The following is a 17,508-nucleotide window of genomic DNA, read 5'->3' as shown; positions in this document are numbered from 1 at the left end:
ATTTCCTTCCTCCAATATGAAAACTTTCCTCTCTCTCTTTTTTCTGCTGTCCTGGGGGCTCAGTGCCTCGGCTGCTGTGAAGGTGGCCACGCTTCACCCTATTTTGGCGGATGTGGCCCGGCAGGTGGGCGGCCCTCATGTGGAAGTGGTGGAGGTGATGAAAGCGGGAGGTGACATCCATCATTTTGAACCGTCTGCGCGTGATATCGCCTCCATGCGCGGGGCCCCGCTGGTGTTGGCCTGCGGTAAGCATTTGGAGACTTACCTGGACAAGCTGCGGGACAGCGTGGGCAGCGGGGTGAAAATCGTGGAGGTGGGCCGGCCGATCCCTTCCTTGCTGCTGGATCCCAAGAATGAAATCTTTGTGTGCTGCCCGGCCCATGCCAAAAGCAGCGTGGACCCTCACTGGTGGCACAGTGCCGAAAACATGAAGCGGGCCGCCCGTGTCATCGCCAGTGAACTGAGTGCAGTGGATCCTGCCAATGAAGCGGCCTATGAGGCCGGGGCCAAGGCCGCAGGAGAGAAGTTCATGCAGCTCAAGAGTTGGGCGCAAAAGGAGATTTCGCGCATTCCTCGCGGGGATCGCAAGCTGGTGACCGCGCATGCTGCTTTCGGCTATTTTTGCAAGGAGTATGGATTTAAGACCATCCCCATGCTGGGCATCGGCCGCAGTGATGACATCTCGGCCCAATACATCGCGCAGACGATCCAGGCGATCCGTGACAACAAGATCAAGGCGGTGTTTCCAGAAGACCAAGCCAACCCTAAAGTGCTTTCCGAAATCGTGCGCAGCACTGGGGTGAAGACGGGCGAAGCCTTGGTGGCTGATGGCACCTCTCTCCATGCCCATACCTTTGAGACCATGCTGGCCCACAACGTTCGGGTTATCGTGGCGGCGTTGGTTCCTCAATAAGAGCCAGCACAAATCCCCACCTAACGAAGTGCCAGGTGGGGAGGGTGGATCAACGGCTCAGCGTCATCACACACTCCAGGTGCTTGGTCTGGGGGAAGAGATCAAAGGGCTGGACCTTTTCCAGCTTGAATCCTGCTTCCGTGAAGAGCACGAGATCGCGCATCTGGGTGGCGGGATTGCAGGAGATGTAAACCACGCGCTTGGGATCGAAGGCAAAAAGCTGCTGCAGGAACTCTTCACTACAGCCGGCTCGTGGAGGGTCAATGATGACCACGGTTTCCTTGCCGGCGTGCGGCACTTCTTTGAAGATTTCGCGAGCATCTGCTGCCAGGAAGCGGCAGTTGGTGAGGCCATTGATTTCAGCGTTATGGGCGGCTTTGCGGACAGCACTCTCGGAAAGTTCCACGCCGATGACTTCCTGGAAATGACGGGCGGCACTGATGCCAAAAAGGCCGCTGCCACAGTAGGCATCCACTAGGTACTGAGCTCCCGCTGATTTGGCTTCATCCACGGCGTAACCCACGAAGTCAGCCAGGATGAAGGGATTGTTTTGGAAGAAGTCGCCTGCCTGGAATTCGAACTTCACGTCGCCCACCTGTTCGATGGCGATTTGGTCCGCTTTCGTCAGCACGCCATTCACGGCAGCTCGCATCAGGAGTGTGGCTCCGTTTTTAAACGCCTCCTGATTGGCCCGAGCTTCTGCACGAACGACGGTGAGTTGTTCATTGAGCTGGCGCATGGCGATGGGGCACTGCTCCACATCCACCATCGCATTGCGAGTTCCCACGCGCAGAAAGCCAATGGCCCCGATTTCTCCCGCCTTCGGTTTGTGAAAATGCGGGGTGATTTTGGAGCGGTATTCGTATTGCTTGGGCGAGGCAATCACAGGCAGCACCGGGTGCTCAATCTTCGCCATGTGCTTCAGCAACTCTTCCACCTGCCGCCGTTTCCATTCGATCTGTTTCGCGTAATCGAGGTGCTGGTACTGGCAGCCGCCACAGGTGCCAAAAAGAGGGCAGGGGGCAGCCACGCGCTCGCTGGAAGGCTCCAGCACTTCTACCAAGTCGGCATTGCTGTAGTTCTTGTGATTGCGGTAGATGCGGCAGCGCACTAACTCCCCAGGCAGGGCAAATGGGACAAAGACGACCCAGCCATCCACACGCGCGACTCCGCTGCCCTCATTGGTCAGGTTATCGATGCGGACATCGAGCTCCTGGTGATAGGCGAAAGGGTGGGCGACAAACTTGCGTGGGACCATCGTTACCCTGTAGCAGAGGCGGCGGGCAGGTCAAATGAGGGGTGAGATCAGATGTGGATAGGGGAAGGCAGGGGAGTTTAGGGATTGACGAAAACGCGTCAGAATCTTTACGTTCACGGATTAATCCTCGTGGCCCTGGCCTAACCAATGAAACTTTCATTTTATTCCTTGATCCTTCGTGTGGCTGTTATGACGGCCTGCCTGGGGGCTTTTCTTCCTGCCGAAGGTCAGGGGGCCAATCCCGCTTTCCAAAGTACAGAAAGTTTTTTGACGGCCCTCAACAATGCGGACTGGGAATGCTCCTTCACCAGTTACCCGCGACTGCGTTTTGGGGCGGACAAAATTGAGATTCTCAGTTCCGACGGAAAAATCACCGGCACCCTCAAAAACGTCACGCATCCAGAACCCGGCCTGATCCGGGTGGGATTTAACAACGGAGGCGTGGTGCTCTTCTCGTTTTCCGATGACCTTCAGAGTTTTGTGATCGCGAATATGTCAGAGATGAGCGAATTCGACATCCCCGGCGCAATTGCAGGAGTGAAGCTGCCTGCCACCGCCGCAGATGCGCCTTTGGAAGTCACCTTCAAGGACCATCCCTACTGGAAAAAAGCACGTCTACATGCCGCAAAAATGGAGGTGTTGGATGAGAGCGGTGCGCCCTTTGCCACCAATGAGGGCTTCGCTTTTTCTCCCCATGGGCTGGGGCTCAAACTGCCAGAGAAGGGGGCTGGATTTGCTGTTCTCTCTCGGCAGCGGGCGGGGGGCTGGTACCTCGGTGGGAGGCATTTGGGCAGCGGGGTTCGCACGCAGGCTGCCGGGGTGTTTCGGCCTTTTCTTCGCAGTAAGCTCACGGACTTCGCCCTGCGCTCAGCCCATTTCACTCGCTCTCTTTTGTTGGCTAGGCAGGAATCCATGGCCCATGCCCAGGAGCAATACGCCCTCTACAATGCCGCTAACATTTATGGCGAGGCCTCCGAGCAGGTGACCTATGCCTATAATGAAATCGGCAAGCTGCGCGGTTATGCCCTGAGCTTTGACCGAGCTGCCGACTGGCATGCCCGGGCCTACGCCGCGACCAAGGCTAACTTCGCTCAGGACAAGGCCAAGCTCTTGGAGATAGGCACCGATCTGGCCGAAAGTCAGGCCGAGAGAGGCGACTTTGCGTCGGCCAAGGTGACCCTAGCGGAGGTCTTTCCACACCTGCCTCCAGAGGGGGGCGATGCCCGCATTCCGTATGCGTTTTACAAAGCTTTGGGGGCCGCTGAATTCGGCCTTCGCAATTACCCCCAGGCAGCAAAGCAATTTGGGGACAATCAAAAGCGCGCTGAGGCGGCGAACTTTAATGGGTATGTCATTGAGTCTCTCCTGGATCTGGCGGCTTGCCAAATGGCGCAAAACCAGCCCATCGAAGCGGCCACCAGTGTCGCCCTGGCGATGCAGCGGCAGGATGAGTGGACGAAAAAGAATCCCAACTACAACTTCGACACCTACAAACTTGCCCTCGCCTGTGTGGCGCTTCAAAAATGGGACGAAGCGGTCAAATATTCATCTCTCAGCCAGCGTCGGAATTCCGTCTCCTATGAAGAGTACGCCCGTCTGCTTTCTCTGCTGAACCGGGGAGACAAACCTGCGGCTCAAAAGCTGGCCCAGGATTTCAAGCGCCGTTTTGCAGGAGGGCTGGATGACATTCAGATCCGCCGCGACATTGATGCGATGACCGTCAAACTTACCGAGGCTGTCTCCGCCCTCACACCGGCAGCCACAGCCGACCTGGAGCAGACCTGGGCGCAGCAGGTGGAGTCCCTGCGCAAACGGCCCCTGCAAAACTACATTTTCGCGCGTGCTATGGTGGCTGCCATTGCGGCATTGAAGAGTGGCGGTTAGGCCCCCCAATAAAAAACCGGAAGGTGCAGGGCACCTTCCGGTTTTCGATAGATAGGGCTTACTTGCTGTTCTCGGCGAACTGCGCATCGAAGATGATCTTCGACGGCGGGAAGTCGAGTTTCTTCACGAAAGCGGCAGATTCAGTGGCTCCGAACTCGCGGTCCATCGCGCCGTCTTCCCACTCGACACTGAGAGGACCACCGTAGCTGATGTCATTCAGCGCGCGGATGATCTTCTCGAAGTTGATGTTGCCACGGCCCACGGACTTGAAGTCCCAGTAGCGGCTAGGCTTGTGGAAGTCCACATGACCTCCGAAGACGCCTGCGTCCACGCCCAGGTTCCAGGCCACGTCCTTCATGTGTACGTGATAGATGCGGTCGCTGAACTTGTAGAGGAACTTCACATAGTCCACGCCCTGGTAGCCGAAGTGGCTCGGGTCATAGTTGAAACCGAAGGCCGGATGGTAATCCACGGCCTGGAGGGCACGCTCGGCACTGGCGATGTCGAAGGCGATTTCCGTTGGGTGGACTTCGAGGGCGAAGCGCACGCCCAGCTTCTGGAATTCATCGAAGATGGGGATCCAGCGTTTGGCAAAGTCGGCATAACCTGCGTCGATCTGGCCTGGCAGGTTCGGCGGGAAAGAATACACCAGATGCCAGATGGAGCTGCCCGTGAAGCCGTTCACGACATTCACGCCGAAACGCTTGGCGGCATGGGCGGTCTTGATGATTTCTTCTGCCGCGCGCTGGCGCACGCCTTCCGGTTCACCATCGCCATAAATGTGGGGAGGCAGGATCTGGGCGTGGCGGGGATCAATGTTGTCGCACACGGCCTGGCCCACAAGGTGGGTGGAGATGGCGTGGCACTGGAGGCCGGCGGCTTTCAGCGCGGCGCGTTTGGCATCGCAGTAGGCCTGATCCGCCTTGGCGACTTCGAAGTGGTCGCCCCAGCAGGCGAGCTCGACACCATCATACCCAAAGGCCTTGGCCTTCTGCAGCATGGTGTCAAAGGAGAGATCGGCCCACTGGCCGGTGAAGAGGGTGACGGGTCTGCCCATAGGAATTGGTAGGTTTGGGTTTGGTTTAGGGATGGGGGTCGGGAAAAACGACGTGCGCCGATTCTCTTTAGCCAGGGCACCTTGGCAATCGAAATGTCACCTGGGGGCGCTTTCCGCCATGTGCATTCCCGATAGTCCCCCGTGGCTAGAATAGGCTTCCCTCGGGCCGTTGATATCGCCTAGCATCCATTCACAACCATGAAGCGTCTCATCCTGGCCGCCGCCTTTCTTTCCTCTTTCAGCCTTTCGCAGATTGCTTCTGCGGCTGAGCCTTTGCGGGTTTTTATCCGCGCGGGTAAAAAGTCACATGCCCCTGGGGCCCATGATTTCCCCCAATTTCTCAAAGACTGGGTGCCCCTGCTGAACGAGCGCGGAGCGCAGGCCGATGGTGGGCTGGAATTTCCCACCAAGGAGCAACTGGATAAAACGGATGTGCTCATCCTTCACGCCCAGGAGGCCGGAAACATCAAAATCGGCGAGGAACGCAAGAACCTCATGGAATTCTTGAAGCGAGGTGGTGGCCTCGTGGTCATCCATGCGGCGGCCGTTTCCCGCGATCATGATTGGTTCAAGACGATCATCGGAGGGTCCTGGAACTTTAGCCGCACCAAGTGGCTGGAGGCGCCCATGAGCCTCTACTTCACCGATCACGAAAACCCCATCACGAAGGACATCTCGAACTTTGATCTGGATGACGAGATCTACTATGACATGGACATGCTGCCCGAGGCCAAGATCCTCGCCGCCGCCTACACCCCTAAAGCCGCAGACACGGGAGGCAAAGGCAACAAGGAGGCCCAGCAGCGTGCTGCCGAGGCCGTCGCCAAAAAGAAAGCCGTGAACATCTACGACATCCAGCCGCAGATGTGGACTTACGAGAAAGAAAACTACCGCGCTTTCACCTGTATTCCCGGCCACTGGTACAAAAACTTTTCCCATGTCGGCATCAAGACCGCCATCCTGCGCGGCATCGCCTGGGCAGGGAAACGGGAGAACGTGGACGAACTCTGCAAGCCGGAGGAACTGGGCGATGCGCTGCGTTACGCCGAAGGCGGCGTGCCGCGCCCGCAGGAGATGCCGAAGCAGCTCGAAATACACCCAGAATTTGACCTGACCCTGGTCGCCGCCGAGCCGCTGATCAATAAGCCCATGAACATTGACTGGGATGATAAAGGCCGTCTGTGGGTGGTGGAGACACCGGAGTATCCCAACGGTCTGCGTCAGGCGAATGTGGATGCCTGGAAGGACTCCGGCTCCATCAAGCCCGGCCAGTATGAGCGTGAACCGCTTGATCGTGTGTCCATTCTTTCAGACAGCGATGGCGACGGTGTGATGGACAAAAAGACCGTCTTTGCCGAGAAGATCGAACTGGCTACCAGCAGCGTGTTTTACAAGAATGGCATCATCGTCTGTGCCGCTCCAGACATTTGGTTCTTTGAAGACACGGATGGGGATGACAAGGCCGATAAACGCACCAAGATTTACACCAACCTGGGCAATCGTGATACCCATGCGGTGATCAACAACATGCGCTGGGGCATGGACGGCTGGGTGTATGCCACTCATGGTTATTCCAGCACGGAAGATGCAAAATCGGGCGATGGCAGCAAAGGCTTCGGCCCCATCGGTGCCGGCGTGGTACGCTTCAAGCCGGATGGCAGCGCCATCGAGCAATACGCCTCACGCGGCGGCAATACTTGGGGCCTCGACATCACCACCGATGGCCAGGTTTTTTATACCCAGCCTACCAGTGGCAATCACTTCATCCACGTGGTGCTGCCTGAGTATGTTTTGGCTAAAGGTAAGCTGCCCGGCGTTGTCGGCACAAACGCCATGTTGCCGAAGGAGCCCACCTATCCTGCCATGCACTGGGAGCAGCAGGCCTATGTGCAGATTGACCAGGTGGGCAGCTACACCGCCGCCGCAGGCTGCGCCATCTATGAAGGTGGTGCCTGGCCGCAGAAATGGAACTATGGCTACTTCACCACAGAACCCACGCTAAACATCGTCAGCCACTTCATGGTGGAGCCGGATGGCGTCACTTACAAAGCCAAACGCGAACCTGGTCGCGAGCAGACCGAATTCATCCGCAGCAGCAATCTCTGGTTCCGCCCCATCGAGGTCCGTGTCGGTCCGGATGGTGCGCTCTACGTGGTGGACTTCTGCAACCAAGCCATCATTCACAATGACACCCGTGGCCCCACACACGGCCCGGCCAATGCCGCTGTGCGTCCTGACCGCGACCACTATTATGGCCGTATCTGGAAAGTTCAGCACAAGCAGGCGAAGCAAGTCGCTGCCCACGTTTCGACAAACTCGAATGGCACCCAGGGCAGTGCTGCCCTGAAAACCTACGAGGCCGCTCAACAGGCTGTGCAGAGTGACACTGGCCGCCAGCAAGTGCTCAAAGACTTCGCTGGCGCTCAAGATGACTGGACTCGTTCGGCCATCATCGCGGCCTGTGGTTCGCAGGCACAGTTCTGTGTCGAGGCTGCTTTGATCAGTCCGCTGGCAGGTAAGCTAGATTCTTTTGTAGCCGCGCTACTGCCTTCTTCTTTGCCTGCGGGCGCTGCCCAACTCATCACTGCATGTGCCTCTACTGACTCCGCTGTGGATGCTTTGAAAATTACTCTCCTGCGTGGCATCTCCCAGCAGGTCAATGAAGCTCCTAAGTTTACCCCAGAGCTTACAGCTTCGCTGAATAAGCTCCTCGCCCAACCTTCGCTTGCCGCCGCTACGTTGCCATTGATCACGAAATGGGACAAAGACAGGGCGCTGGCCGCAGAGGTGAAAGCTCAACTCGGTCAATTCACCACGACGCTGTCTGACAAGGCTGCACCTGTTGAGGCACGCATCAATGCTGCCAAGGCACTCATTTCTGTCGGTGGCGAGGCCAGCGGTTCTGTCGTCCAAGCTTTAGCCGCTCCTGACTCTCCCGAAGCGCTGCAATCTGCCATCATCGCTGCCATGGATGATAGCGGGCAGGTGCTTGACCTGGTGCCTGCAATGAGCCGCCTCAAAGCGGGGCTCCAAAATAAAGCCTTCGAAGCCATCCTTAAACGTGCCGATGCTACCAGTGCTCTGCTGGCCGCTGTCAAAGAGGGCCAGTTGGATCGGGCTCTCTTTGCTCCGGGCGATGTCGCTCGTCTGCGGTCGCACCCGAACAAGCCGATCGCCCGCACGGCTAACGAATTGTTTAAAATCAACAACACCGCGAAGGATGCGATCATCGCCAAGCTGATCCCCGAGGTGGAAAAGCCGGGTAATGTGGCCAATGGCAAGATGCTCTTCAGCGCCGCCTGCGCGGTGTGTCACAAGCTAGGAGACATTGGCGTGGCCGTGGGTCCGCCGCTGGATGGCATGGGCGCTCATGGCCCGGCGGAATTGCTGATTCACATCGTGGATCCAAACCGTGAAGTGGACCCCAGTTTCTGGGCCTTCAACATCACCACGAAAAAGGGCGAAGCCCTCCAAGGCGTGATCACCAGCGAAAACACCGCTACCGTGACTCTGGCCACGCAGGTGGGCAAACGCGAGGTCGCCAAGGCAGAAATTGATAAGCGCGAAAACACCCGCCGGAGTTTGATGCCGGAGGGTCTGGATGCCTTGGGGCCGGAGGCTTTGCGTGACATCCTCGCCTTTATCTGTGGCGATGCGTCCAAGCACTATCGCATCTTAAACCTCGCTGAGGCTTATACCGCCGATAGCCGCGAAGGGGTCTTTGCAGGGCCGGCAGCCAATCAGGGGCAGGTGCGCCTGGCGAAGCTGGGCAATGTGCAGGTGAATCAGGTGCCTTTCTTCATCCAAGATGCCGCGAAAAGCGCCACGGGAGCGAACCTCATCGTGCTGAAAGGTGGCCCACCCAAGAGTCAGAGTGCGACGTTCCCAGCCAAGGTGGAGGTGCCCATTCATGTCGCAACCAAACGTCTCCAGTTGCTCAGCGGCATCGCCGGGTGGGGTTTCCCCGCTGTGAAGAATGAGGTGCCTGTGCTCAAAGCCACGGTGATCTACGACAGTGGTGAGAAAGAGGAATTCACCTTCCTCAATGGCGTCCATTTTTCTGACTATGTTCGGAATGTGGAAGTGCCGGGGTCTAACTTTGTGGAAGGCATCACCCAAGGACAGCAGATGCGTTTGATCTCCATGGACCTCACCAAAAAAGGCGTGGCTAAAACGCTCCTCCTGGAGAGCCCCGAACGCAATCCCACCGCGCCTGTCATCGTCGCCATTACGGCAGACATCGAGGGCAAAGGCCCCGCGCCTGCGAATGCCTCAGGTGGCCGTAAAGACAACGCTCAAATGGAACCCAAAGAAGGCGGTAAAGGTGATGGTCCCCTCGTCCCTGCCACTCCTCCCCAGTGGGAAGCGGGCAAGACCAAGGTCCTGGTCATTGGCGGAGGCTCCTCACACAACTTCGCCACCTTCTTCGGCAGCACGGATGTGGCCACGTTGAAGACCGCCGGCTATAGCGTCCACTACACGGAAGATCGGGATCAGGCCGCCAGCGAGCTGCCCCAGGCGGACGTGGCTGTCGTCAGTGTGAACCGGAAGTTCTTTGATACAGCGGCTTATCGCAAAGCCCTCATGGACTTTGCCGCCGCAGGGAAGGGCATCATCATGCTGCACCCCGGCACGTGGTATGGTTTCACGGGCTGGCCTGAATTGAACGCGCAGATCGTCGGAGGTGGCTCACGGGGGCACGACAAGATTCATCCTTTCGAAGTGAAGACGGTAAAGGAACACCCCATCATGGAAGGAGTGCCCGCCAGCTTTACGGTGGAGGACGAATTGTATTACATGAATGCGGAGCCTGAGAAAATCCCCGCAGGCACCGCTGCCATCGAAGTGCTGGCAGAGACCAGCCCCAGCAACAAATTCAACAAACCGCATCCTAGCATCTGGATCACGAAGCATCCGACGGCGAAAGTGGTGGGCATTGCGCTGGGGCATGACCAACGTGTTCATGACATGGAGGCTTTCCAGAAACTGCTGACGAATGCCGTGAAATGGGCGTCTGGTAAGTAGCGATCCTGTCTTGCATCATCTTGAGAAATCCTTTCCTGTGGGACAGGATGATGCATGGCCTTTGACCCCGAGCGCGAACTCAGCTTTTCCCTGGCGGATGGCACACCCCTGTGTGTGCGTTCCATCCGGCCAGAGGATCGTGATTTCATCACGGAGGCCTTTCGTCGTCTTTCGCCGGAGTCTCGGTACTTTCGTTTTTGGACGCGCGTTCGCGAATTAAACCCCCGCCTTATTGAGGAGATCTGCTCGCCTGATCAGAAAGACCATGTCGCCTGGGTGGCTCGGCACCAGACTCGCGATGACATCCCCGGCGTGGGCGGGGCCTCCTTTTGGCGATTGAAAGAGGATGCCACCGCCGCCGAAGTTTCCTTTACCGTGGCCGATGAATTCCAGGGACGTGGCGTGGCTACTTTGTTGCTGGCTGTGCTTTGGGAGCATGCGGTCAGTCTTGGCATCACGCGTTTGGTGGGGCATGTGCTGCATGAAAACGTCGCCATGCGTGCTTGGTGGGATGCGCTCGGGGCTACGGAGCAGGAGGCCCCGCGCCACTGGCTCACCACGTTGGTATTGGACGAATCTTTGCTGGAGGATAACTCGGCAGGCAGCAGCTTGCGGGCTCGTTTGACTCAGGTGCGGGCCTGGATGAATGAGGAAAACGTGCTGAAGGATTGACCATCTGGCGCGTTTCTGTCTTTCTGTCTTTTTTCGCTGTGACTCCTGAATCCATCCACCTGCTGTATCTCTCTGCTGGCGCCGTCGCGGTGCTGATTGTTCTCATCGCATGGCTGCGCATGAATGCCTTCTTGGCCCTCCTGATGGCAGGCTTGGTGATCGGTCTCGGCTCCGGCATGGGGCCTGCCAAGGCGATGACTTCCTTTCAGGACGGCATGGGTGCCACGCTGGGTGGCATTGCAGGTGTTCTGGGTCTGGGGACCATCCTCGGCGGCCTTCTGGCGGCCTCAGGTGGGGCAGAAGTATTGGCGAAGGAATTGATCCGTCTTTTTGGCCCGAAGCGCGTCCATTGGTGTCTGATGGTGCTCGCCCTTTGCATCGGCCTCACCACTTGGTTCGCCGTGGGTTTGGTGATGCTGGTGCCCATCCTGGTGACCTTAGCACGCGAGACGAAGGAACCCTTTTTAAAGCTAGCCATTCCCATGCTGGCGGTGCTGTCCATCATGCATGGCGTCATGCCTCCGCATCCTGGACCCGTCGTGGCGCTGGATGCCCTGGGCGCAGATCTCGGCAAAGTGCTCCTGTGGGGCTTACTCGCGGCCGTTCCTGTGGCCGCCATCTCGGGGCCTATCTTTGCTCGCTGGGCCGTGAAACACGTGCATGTGGAGACACCCGAGCCTCCTCCCGTGGACCCTATTTTGGCAGCGCGTGCAAAGCCTTCCCTTTTTATCACCAGCGCCGTTTTGGCTCTGCCCATCTTACTGCTGCTCAGCCAGACGATTGCCGAGCTTTTCTTTACCAAAGATCATCCCGTGAGAGGTGTCACCACGGTGATTGGAAATCCCACCTTGGCTCTCGGCATCTCGGTGATCTTTGCGGGCATCGTCTTTCGCTTCAGCAAAACCGAGGCGCTCAAGATCGGTGAAAAAGCCATCGCAGCCGTGGGCATGACCTTGCTCGTTGTCGGTGGTGGGGGTGGTTTCAATCGCGTGCTCAGGGATTGTGGCGCGGCGGATGCCATCGGCCAGATGGCCTCGGCAGCGCATCTGCCGCCGCTTGTTTTTGGCTGGGTCTGTGCCGCCCTCGTGCGTGTGGCGACTGGGTCTGCCACAGTGGCCATCACGGCTGCTAGTGGTCTGGTGGCTCCCTTGGTCATCGGCAACCCGAATGTGAACCCTGAGCTCGTCGTCGTTGGTATCGGCTGTGGCTCTCTTTTCCTTTCGCATCTCAACGATGCTGGTTTCTGGATCGTGAAGGAGACTCTCGGCATGACCGTGGGCCAGACCCTACGCACTTGGACGGTGACGGAAACACTGGTGGGCATCACCGGTCTATTTGTCGCCTGGGGTCTGGACATGGTCTTTTAATAATAGGGCATCATTTCACCATCAAAGCCGGGCATTTGCGCCACAGCATCCAGCGCAAGAAAGAGCGATGTCCGGCGCATGAGACGGACCCTTGATTTTGGCGACCACGCCCACCGCTGCCTGTTCCAGAACGACTGTGTACAGGCACATCTGTTGGGCCTGAAATCTGGCTGCCTCTCCTTTGAGGCCTGTTTTCCCCAGGATGCTACCGTCATCCTCACGTTCGGGGAGGCCAGTGCGCGCATCGCTGGTAGTATGCATCAGTTGCAGGCGGGGGATCAGGTGGAAGTACCCCATGCCAGCCCCCTGCGACTTCTGACCACAAGCGAGGCGGATGTGATGTTGCTGCTGAAACCCAAAGCTGCCTGATGAAATGTGGCTGCTAAGCCCCTCGGCATTCAAAGCATTGAGGTTATTTCGTCTCATCTCGTGTCGTCTTTAAGGCGGGATCATGGAGCCGATCAGCCCTAGAGATCCGATTCATTGCGCCAGGAAATAACGATCTCTCGTCCCCTGACTCACGCATGAGAAAGGGGTTCGGTATCTTTCTCTCATTTTTTTTGTGTGCCTTAACCTTTTCTAAAGGTTGTCGGAGGAATGTGCGGACGGGAGCAGACCTCTGACCCAGCGTTTCATGAAAATCACCAACCCCCCCCGCCCCCTCATCGGCCTGACTGGATTGGCTCTAGCAGTGCTGATGGGGGGCTGCACTTCCGTTTCACGGCATGAGAGTGACCTCGCTATCCCTGCCGCATGGAAGGGAAAAAAATCTGGTGTGGTTCCACTGGATACCGCAGGCCTGACACAGTGGTGGCGTAAGTTGAATGATCCAATCCTTAATCAAGTGCTTGCTCAGGCTTTGCAGTCCAGCCCTGATGTGCGCACAGCCTTAGCACGGATCGACGAATCGCGGGCCCGGCGTGGGGTGGAAAAAGCCACGCTTTTCCCCTCGATCACTACTGGCAGCACAGGCCGTGGCGAACGCAGTGATAGCAAGCTGACGGGCCTTTCCACGAGTGAAAGCTACAGTGCCAGTGTGGACATGAGTTGGGAGGTAGATCTATTTGGTAAGCTGCGTCAAAACGTCAACGCGGCCTCCGCAGACCTCGCCCAGGCGACTGAAAACTACCACGCTGCCCAGGTGACTTTAGCCGCCGAAGTGGCCGAGGCTTATGTGGACCTCCGCACCGCCCAGGCCCAACTGGAAGTGTATCAACGAAATCTCTCCACCCGTGGGGATACCGTCCAGATCACCCGCTGGCGTGAGCAGGCAGGCGAAAGCACCACCTTTGAAACCCAACAGGCCGCCAGTACCCTGGAGCAGGCACGCGCCACCCTGCCCAGCTTGAAGCAGACGATCGAGCAGACTCAAAACCGCCTCGCCTTGCTGTCTGGCAAGACCCCCGGCGCGCTCAATGCCCTACTGGCTCCACCCCGCCGCGTACCCGTGCCTGCAGCCGTTCTGGCTCTGGGCATCCCTGCAGACACGCTGCGCCAGCGGCCAGATGTGCGTGCGGCGGAGCGTGGTGTGGAGGCCGCCGTGGCACGCACGAAATCGGCCGAAAAGGAGCGCTACCCCACCTTCACTCTCAGCGGCTCTTTGGGCGTCGATGCTCTGAAGGCGGGCAGTCTGCTCTCTCCTGAAGTCGCCGCTGCGAGCCTGCTGGGAAATCTCTCTGCCCCCATCTTCAATGCGGGGCGCATTCGGCAGACCATCAATGTCCAGAGTGCCCAGGAAAAGCAGGCGCTCATCGCTTATGAGTCCACCGTGCTGCAGGCCTTGTCTGAAGTGGAGAATGCCCTCATCGCCGTGAGCCGTAGCAGCGAGCGGCTACGCACGCTGGATGGCGCGGTGACCTCTGCCAAAGAGGCAGCCACCCTGGCCGCGCAGAGTTATGAAGCCGGGCAAATCGATCTCCTGCAAGTGCTAGACGCACAACGCACGCTTTTGAGCCTGGAAGAGCAGCAAACCCTCACCCAGGGAGATCGCGCCAGTGCCCACATACAGCTCTACAAAGCCCTCGGCGGCGGCTGGTCGCGCCAGGGTTAGTTTCATTTCATCCCCCCTCATTATGGAATCACAATCAGCCACCCCCCCCGTTGATTTAAGCGAGCTGATCGGCAGCAAGAAGAAGCGCAGTTGGCTAGGCTGGATGGCCTGGATCGCCGGATCTGCCGCCATCGCCTACGCTGCTTATTTTCTTTGGGCTCAAACTCACGAGCCTGCCGCCCCACCTCCCCTTTACGTGACGGAACCTCTCGCTCGTGGGGATATCGGTCTCACCATCACAGCCACGGGCAATCTGGAGCCGACCAATGAAGTGACCATTGGTAGTGTGCTTTCCGGCACGACGGATGAGGTTTATGTAGACACCAATGACCGCGTGAAGAAAGACCAGCCTCTGGCGAAGATCATCATCCGCCGTTTGGACCAGGATACGGACAGCAGTCGCGCGGCGGTGAATTCTGCCAAAGCCAAAGTTAAGCAGGTGGAGGCCACCCTGAAAGAAAACGAGGCCAGCCTCTCGCGTCTCGAAGAACTGCACAAACTCAGCGGGGGCAGAACACCATCCAAGGCGGACATGGTCACCGCCACCGCCGCTGTGGCACGTGCACAAGCAGACCTCGGCAGTGCTAAGGCCGCCGTGGAACAGTCTGAGGCTGAACTGAGAGCCAATGAAAGCGATCAGCAAAATGCGATTTTGCGCTCACCCATTGAGGGCATTGTTCTCACGCGGAGTCTGGAACCCGGCCAGACCGTGGCTGCCAGTTTCACCGCTCCAGAGCTTTTTGTCATCGCAGAGAACTTGGAGCACATGAAACTGAAAGTTGCCGTCGCTGAGGCGGATATCGGACGCGTTGCCAAAGGCCAAAAAGCCAACTTTACCGTGGATGCCTGGCCGGATCGTTCCTACAATGCCACCGTGACGAAGGTCGCCTTTGGCTCCGCCGTGACAGACAATGTAGTCACCTATGAGGCCGAGTTGGAAGTGACCAATACGGACCTCAGTCTGCGGCCGGGCATGACGGCGACTGCGGACATCAATGTGGCAGAAAGCAAGGAGGTGCTCATCGTTTCCAATGCGGCGTTGCGTTTTAGCCCCGAATCATCCTCGGACAGCCCGAAGGGGGGGGAGGCGAAGAAATCTTTTGTGCAAAGTCTCATTCCTAGACCGACTCGCCGCTCGGGTGGTGGAGGCGGGCCAGGGGGGGCTGAGAGCCAGGAACCCGTGCCCAAAAAAGTTCCCGGTCAGGCCCGCATTTGGATCCTTAAGGGTGGGCGGCCTCAGCCCGTAACTGTAAAGACCGGGCTCACCGATGGACGCCACACCGAAATCACGGGTGAAGGTGTCACCGAAGGTCTTCCGGTCATCACTCGCGCCAATCCTGTGACTCCATGAGTGCCTCTGCCACCAGCCTGATTCAACTTCGCCGTTTGACCAAAACTTACGGTCAAGGTGACGCCGCTTTCCAGGCGCTGCGCGGTGTGGATCTGCAAATCAACAAAGGTGAATTTGTGGCCGTCATGGGTCCCAGTGGCTCTGGCAAATCCACCTTGATGAATCTCCTGGGTTGCCTGGATACCCCCACCTCTGGCAACTATCTCTACCAAGATATTGCGGTGGAAAACCTGAATTCAGATCAGCGCTCTTTGCTGCGGCGTCATGCCCTGGGCTTTATCTTCCAGGGGTTTAATCTTTTGGCCCGCACCAGTTCCTTGGAAAATGTGGAGCTGCCCCTCGTCTATCGCGGCATGTCCAAAAAAGAGCGTCGTGAGCGTGCTCAGGAGGCCCTGGTTTCCGTGGGTTTGCCTAACAAGATGCGCAACACGCCGGCGGAGCTTTCCGGCGGGCAGCAGCAGCGTGTCGCCATTGCCCGCGCCATCGTTACCCGTCCTAGCACCCTGTTTGCCGATGAACCGACGGGGAACCTGGACACACGCACCACGGATGAAATCATGGAGCTACTGACCCGGCTGAATGAAGACCGGGGCATCACCGTGCTCATGGTGACCCATGAGGATGAAGTGGCTACACACGCCAAACGAATCGTGCGGGTCAAAGATGGCCTTATCGAGTCAGACATCCGCACGAAATCTTAACCTCACGATCATGCTCTGGAATGCCTTCTCCATCGCCCTGCGCGAAATTCGCCGCAATCTCATGCGGGCGTTTTTGACCGTGCTAGGTGTCATCATCGGGGTGGCTGCCGTCATCACCATGGTCACGCTCGGGCAGGCCACCACGCAGGCGGTGAAAAATCAGATTTCCAATCTGGGGAGTAACCTTCTCGTCCTGCGCCCAGGGATGGGCTTCGGCCCCAGATCCGCCTCCGCCGGGGTGCCTCAGTTTACCCAAAAGGATGTGCAAGCCATCGAAGATCAGGTGCCTAACATCGCGGCGATTGCCCCTGTCAGCAGCTCCTCCATGAGTACGGTGTATCTGCAAAATGCGCGTATGACTTCGGTTACGGGAACGACGCCACCTTATTTTTACATCAATAAATGGACCCTGGGAGATGGCCGCCTTTTTAACGAGGCTGACTACAAAGCGGGTAAGGCAGTCTGCGTCATCGGCAACACGGTGAAGACCAATCTTTTTGGCAATCAAAATCCCGTGGGGATGAAGATCCGCCTGGGCAAGGCCTCCTGTGAGATCATTGGGGTGCTGGCCAGCAAAGGTCAATCCGGCATGGGGGACCAGGATGATACCATCATCGTACCGCTCACCACCCTTCAGCGGCGTCTAACGGGGAAAACTTCGTCACGTGAAGTGAGCCAGATAACCATCTCAGCTGAGGAAGGATCAAACAGCGAAGTTCTCATTGATGACATTTCTTCTCTCATGCGCCAGCGGCGTAACTTGCAGCCTAACCAGGAGGATAACTTTAATGTCTTTGATACCCGCCAGATCGCGGAGACGTTGAGTGCCTCGACTCGCATGATGACCACCCTCCTCGCCGCCGTCGCCGGTGTGAGCTTGTTGGTAGGCGGTATCGGCATCATGAACATCATGCTGGTCTCGGTGACGGAGCGCACGCGGGAGATTGGCATTCGTCTGGCCATCGGTGCCCGGGCCAGGGAGGTGCTGCTGCAGTTCCTAGTGGAGGCCATCACGCTTTCCTCCATCGGTGGCCTTGTCGGTATTCTCACGGCCTTTGCCCTGTGCTTCGGGCTGGCTCAGCTCATCCAGGTGACGTTTGTTTTTGATCCGCAGATCAATCTCGTGGCCTTTTTCTTCTCGACCGCTGTCGGGGTGCTGTTCGGCTTTACCCCCGCCCGCCGCGCGGCGAAGCTTGATCCTATCGAAGCCCTGCGCCACGAATAATCTCC

12 protein-coding genes are annotated in these 17,508 nt (G+C 57.9%); 10 read left to right on the top strand and 2 right to left on the bottom strand.

From position 1 onward, the window contains the following. Nucleotides 1-16 precede the first annotated feature (16 nt). Entirely contained in the window at nucleotides 17-913 is an 897-nt protein-coding gene (locus tag ABEB25_RS04340; RefSeq protein WP_345735155.1) for a metal ABC transporter solute-binding protein, Zn/Mn family, read from the top strand. Between the two features lie 49 nt (nucleotides 914-962). On the opposite strand, the gene ABEB25_RS04335 is transcribed toward ABEB25_RS04340, so the two are convergent. Continuing rightward, nucleotides 963-2,171, bottom strand: a complete 1,209-nt coding sequence (locus tag ABEB25_RS04335) for a class I SAM-dependent RNA methyltransferase (RefSeq protein WP_345735154.1) — start codon at nucleotides 2,169-2,171, stop codon at nucleotides 963-965. A 147-nt stretch (nucleotides 2,172-2,318) separates the two neighbouring features. Between ABEB25_RS04335 and ABEB25_RS04330 the strand changes: the two genes are divergently transcribed. Further along, nucleotides 2,319-4,055, top strand: coding sequence for a hypothetical protein (locus tag ABEB25_RS04330; RefSeq protein WP_345735153.1), 1,737 nt, complete (start codon nucleotides 2,319-2,321; stop codon nucleotides 4,053-4,055). A gap of 58 nt (nucleotides 4,056-4,113) precedes the next feature. Here the strand turns inward: ABEB25_RS04330 and ABEB25_RS04325 are convergent, their stop codons facing one another. Next, a complete protein-coding gene (locus ABEB25_RS04325; protein ID WP_184204329.1) occupies nucleotides 4,114-5,112 on the bottom strand; it encodes a sugar phosphate isomerase/epimerase family protein in 999 nt (332 codons plus the stop codon). A gap of 198 nt (nucleotides 5,113-5,310) precedes the next feature. Here ABEB25_RS04325 and ABEB25_RS04320 point away from each other — a divergent pair, with 198 nt between their 5' ends. The 8 genes from ABEB25_RS04320 (at nucleotide 5,311) to ABEB25_RS04285 (ending at nucleotide 17,503) form a co-directional block, all read left to right on the top strand. After that, nucleotides 5,311-10,137: a PVC-type heme-binding CxxCH protein gene (locus ABEB25_RS04320; protein ID WP_345735152.1), complete on the top strand. Its 4,827-nt coding sequence runs from the start codon at nucleotides 5,311-5,313 to the stop codon at nucleotides 10,135-10,137. Nucleotides 10,138-10,191: 54 nt separating this feature from the next. After that, entirely contained in the window at nucleotides 10,192-10,809 is a 618-nt protein-coding gene (locus ABEB25_RS04315; protein ID WP_345735151.1) for a GNAT family N-acetyltransferase, read from the top strand. 38 nt (nucleotides 10,810-10,847) lie between these two features. Next, complete coding sequence (locus ABEB25_RS04310) at nucleotides 10,848-12,176, top strand: GntT/GntP/DsdX family permease (protein ID WP_345735150.1); 1,329 nt, start codon at nucleotides 10,848-10,850, stop codon at nucleotides 12,174-12,176. Nucleotides 12,177-12,254: 78 nt separating this feature from the next. After that, complete coding sequence (locus tag ABEB25_RS04305) at nucleotides 12,255-12,545, top strand: cupin domain-containing protein (RefSeq protein ID WP_345735149.1); 291 nt, start codon at nucleotides 12,255-12,257, stop codon at nucleotides 12,543-12,545. Between the two features lie 265 nt (nucleotides 12,546-12,810). Further along, a complete protein-coding gene (locus ABEB25_RS04300) occupies nucleotides 12,811-14,226 on the top strand; it encodes an efflux transporter outer membrane subunit (RefSeq protein ID WP_345735148.1) in 1,416 nt (471 codons plus the stop codon). 22 nt (nucleotides 14,227-14,248) lie between these two features. Next, on the top strand, nucleotides 14,249-15,577 hold the full coding sequence (locus ABEB25_RS04295) for an efflux RND transporter periplasmic adaptor subunit (RefSeq protein ID WP_345735147.1): 1,329 nt from the start codon (nucleotides 14,249-14,251) through the stop codon (nucleotides 15,575-15,577). Further along, a complete protein-coding gene (locus ABEB25_RS04290) occupies nucleotides 15,574-16,278 on the top strand; it encodes an ABC transporter ATP-binding protein (RefSeq protein WP_345735146.1) in 705 nt (234 codons plus the stop codon). The genes ABEB25_RS04295 and ABEB25_RS04290 overlap by 4 nt, the downstream gene beginning before the upstream one ends. 10 nt (nucleotides 16,279-16,288) lie before the next feature. Next, nucleotides 16,289-17,503 (top strand): ABC transporter permease, encoded by a 1,215-nt coding sequence (locus tag ABEB25_RS04285; RefSeq protein WP_345735145.1) that lies wholly within the window; start codon nucleotides 16,289-16,291, stop codon nucleotides 17,501-17,503. Nucleotides 17,504-17,508 lie beyond the last annotated feature (5 nt).

The organism is Prosthecobacter algae (assembly GCF_039542385.1).
GTDB classification, from domain to species: Bacteria; Verrucomicrobiota; Verrucomicrobiia; order Verrucomicrobiales; family Verrucomicrobiaceae; genus Prosthecobacter; species Prosthecobacter algae.
This window is presented reverse-complemented; position numbering and strand designations above follow the sequence as displayed.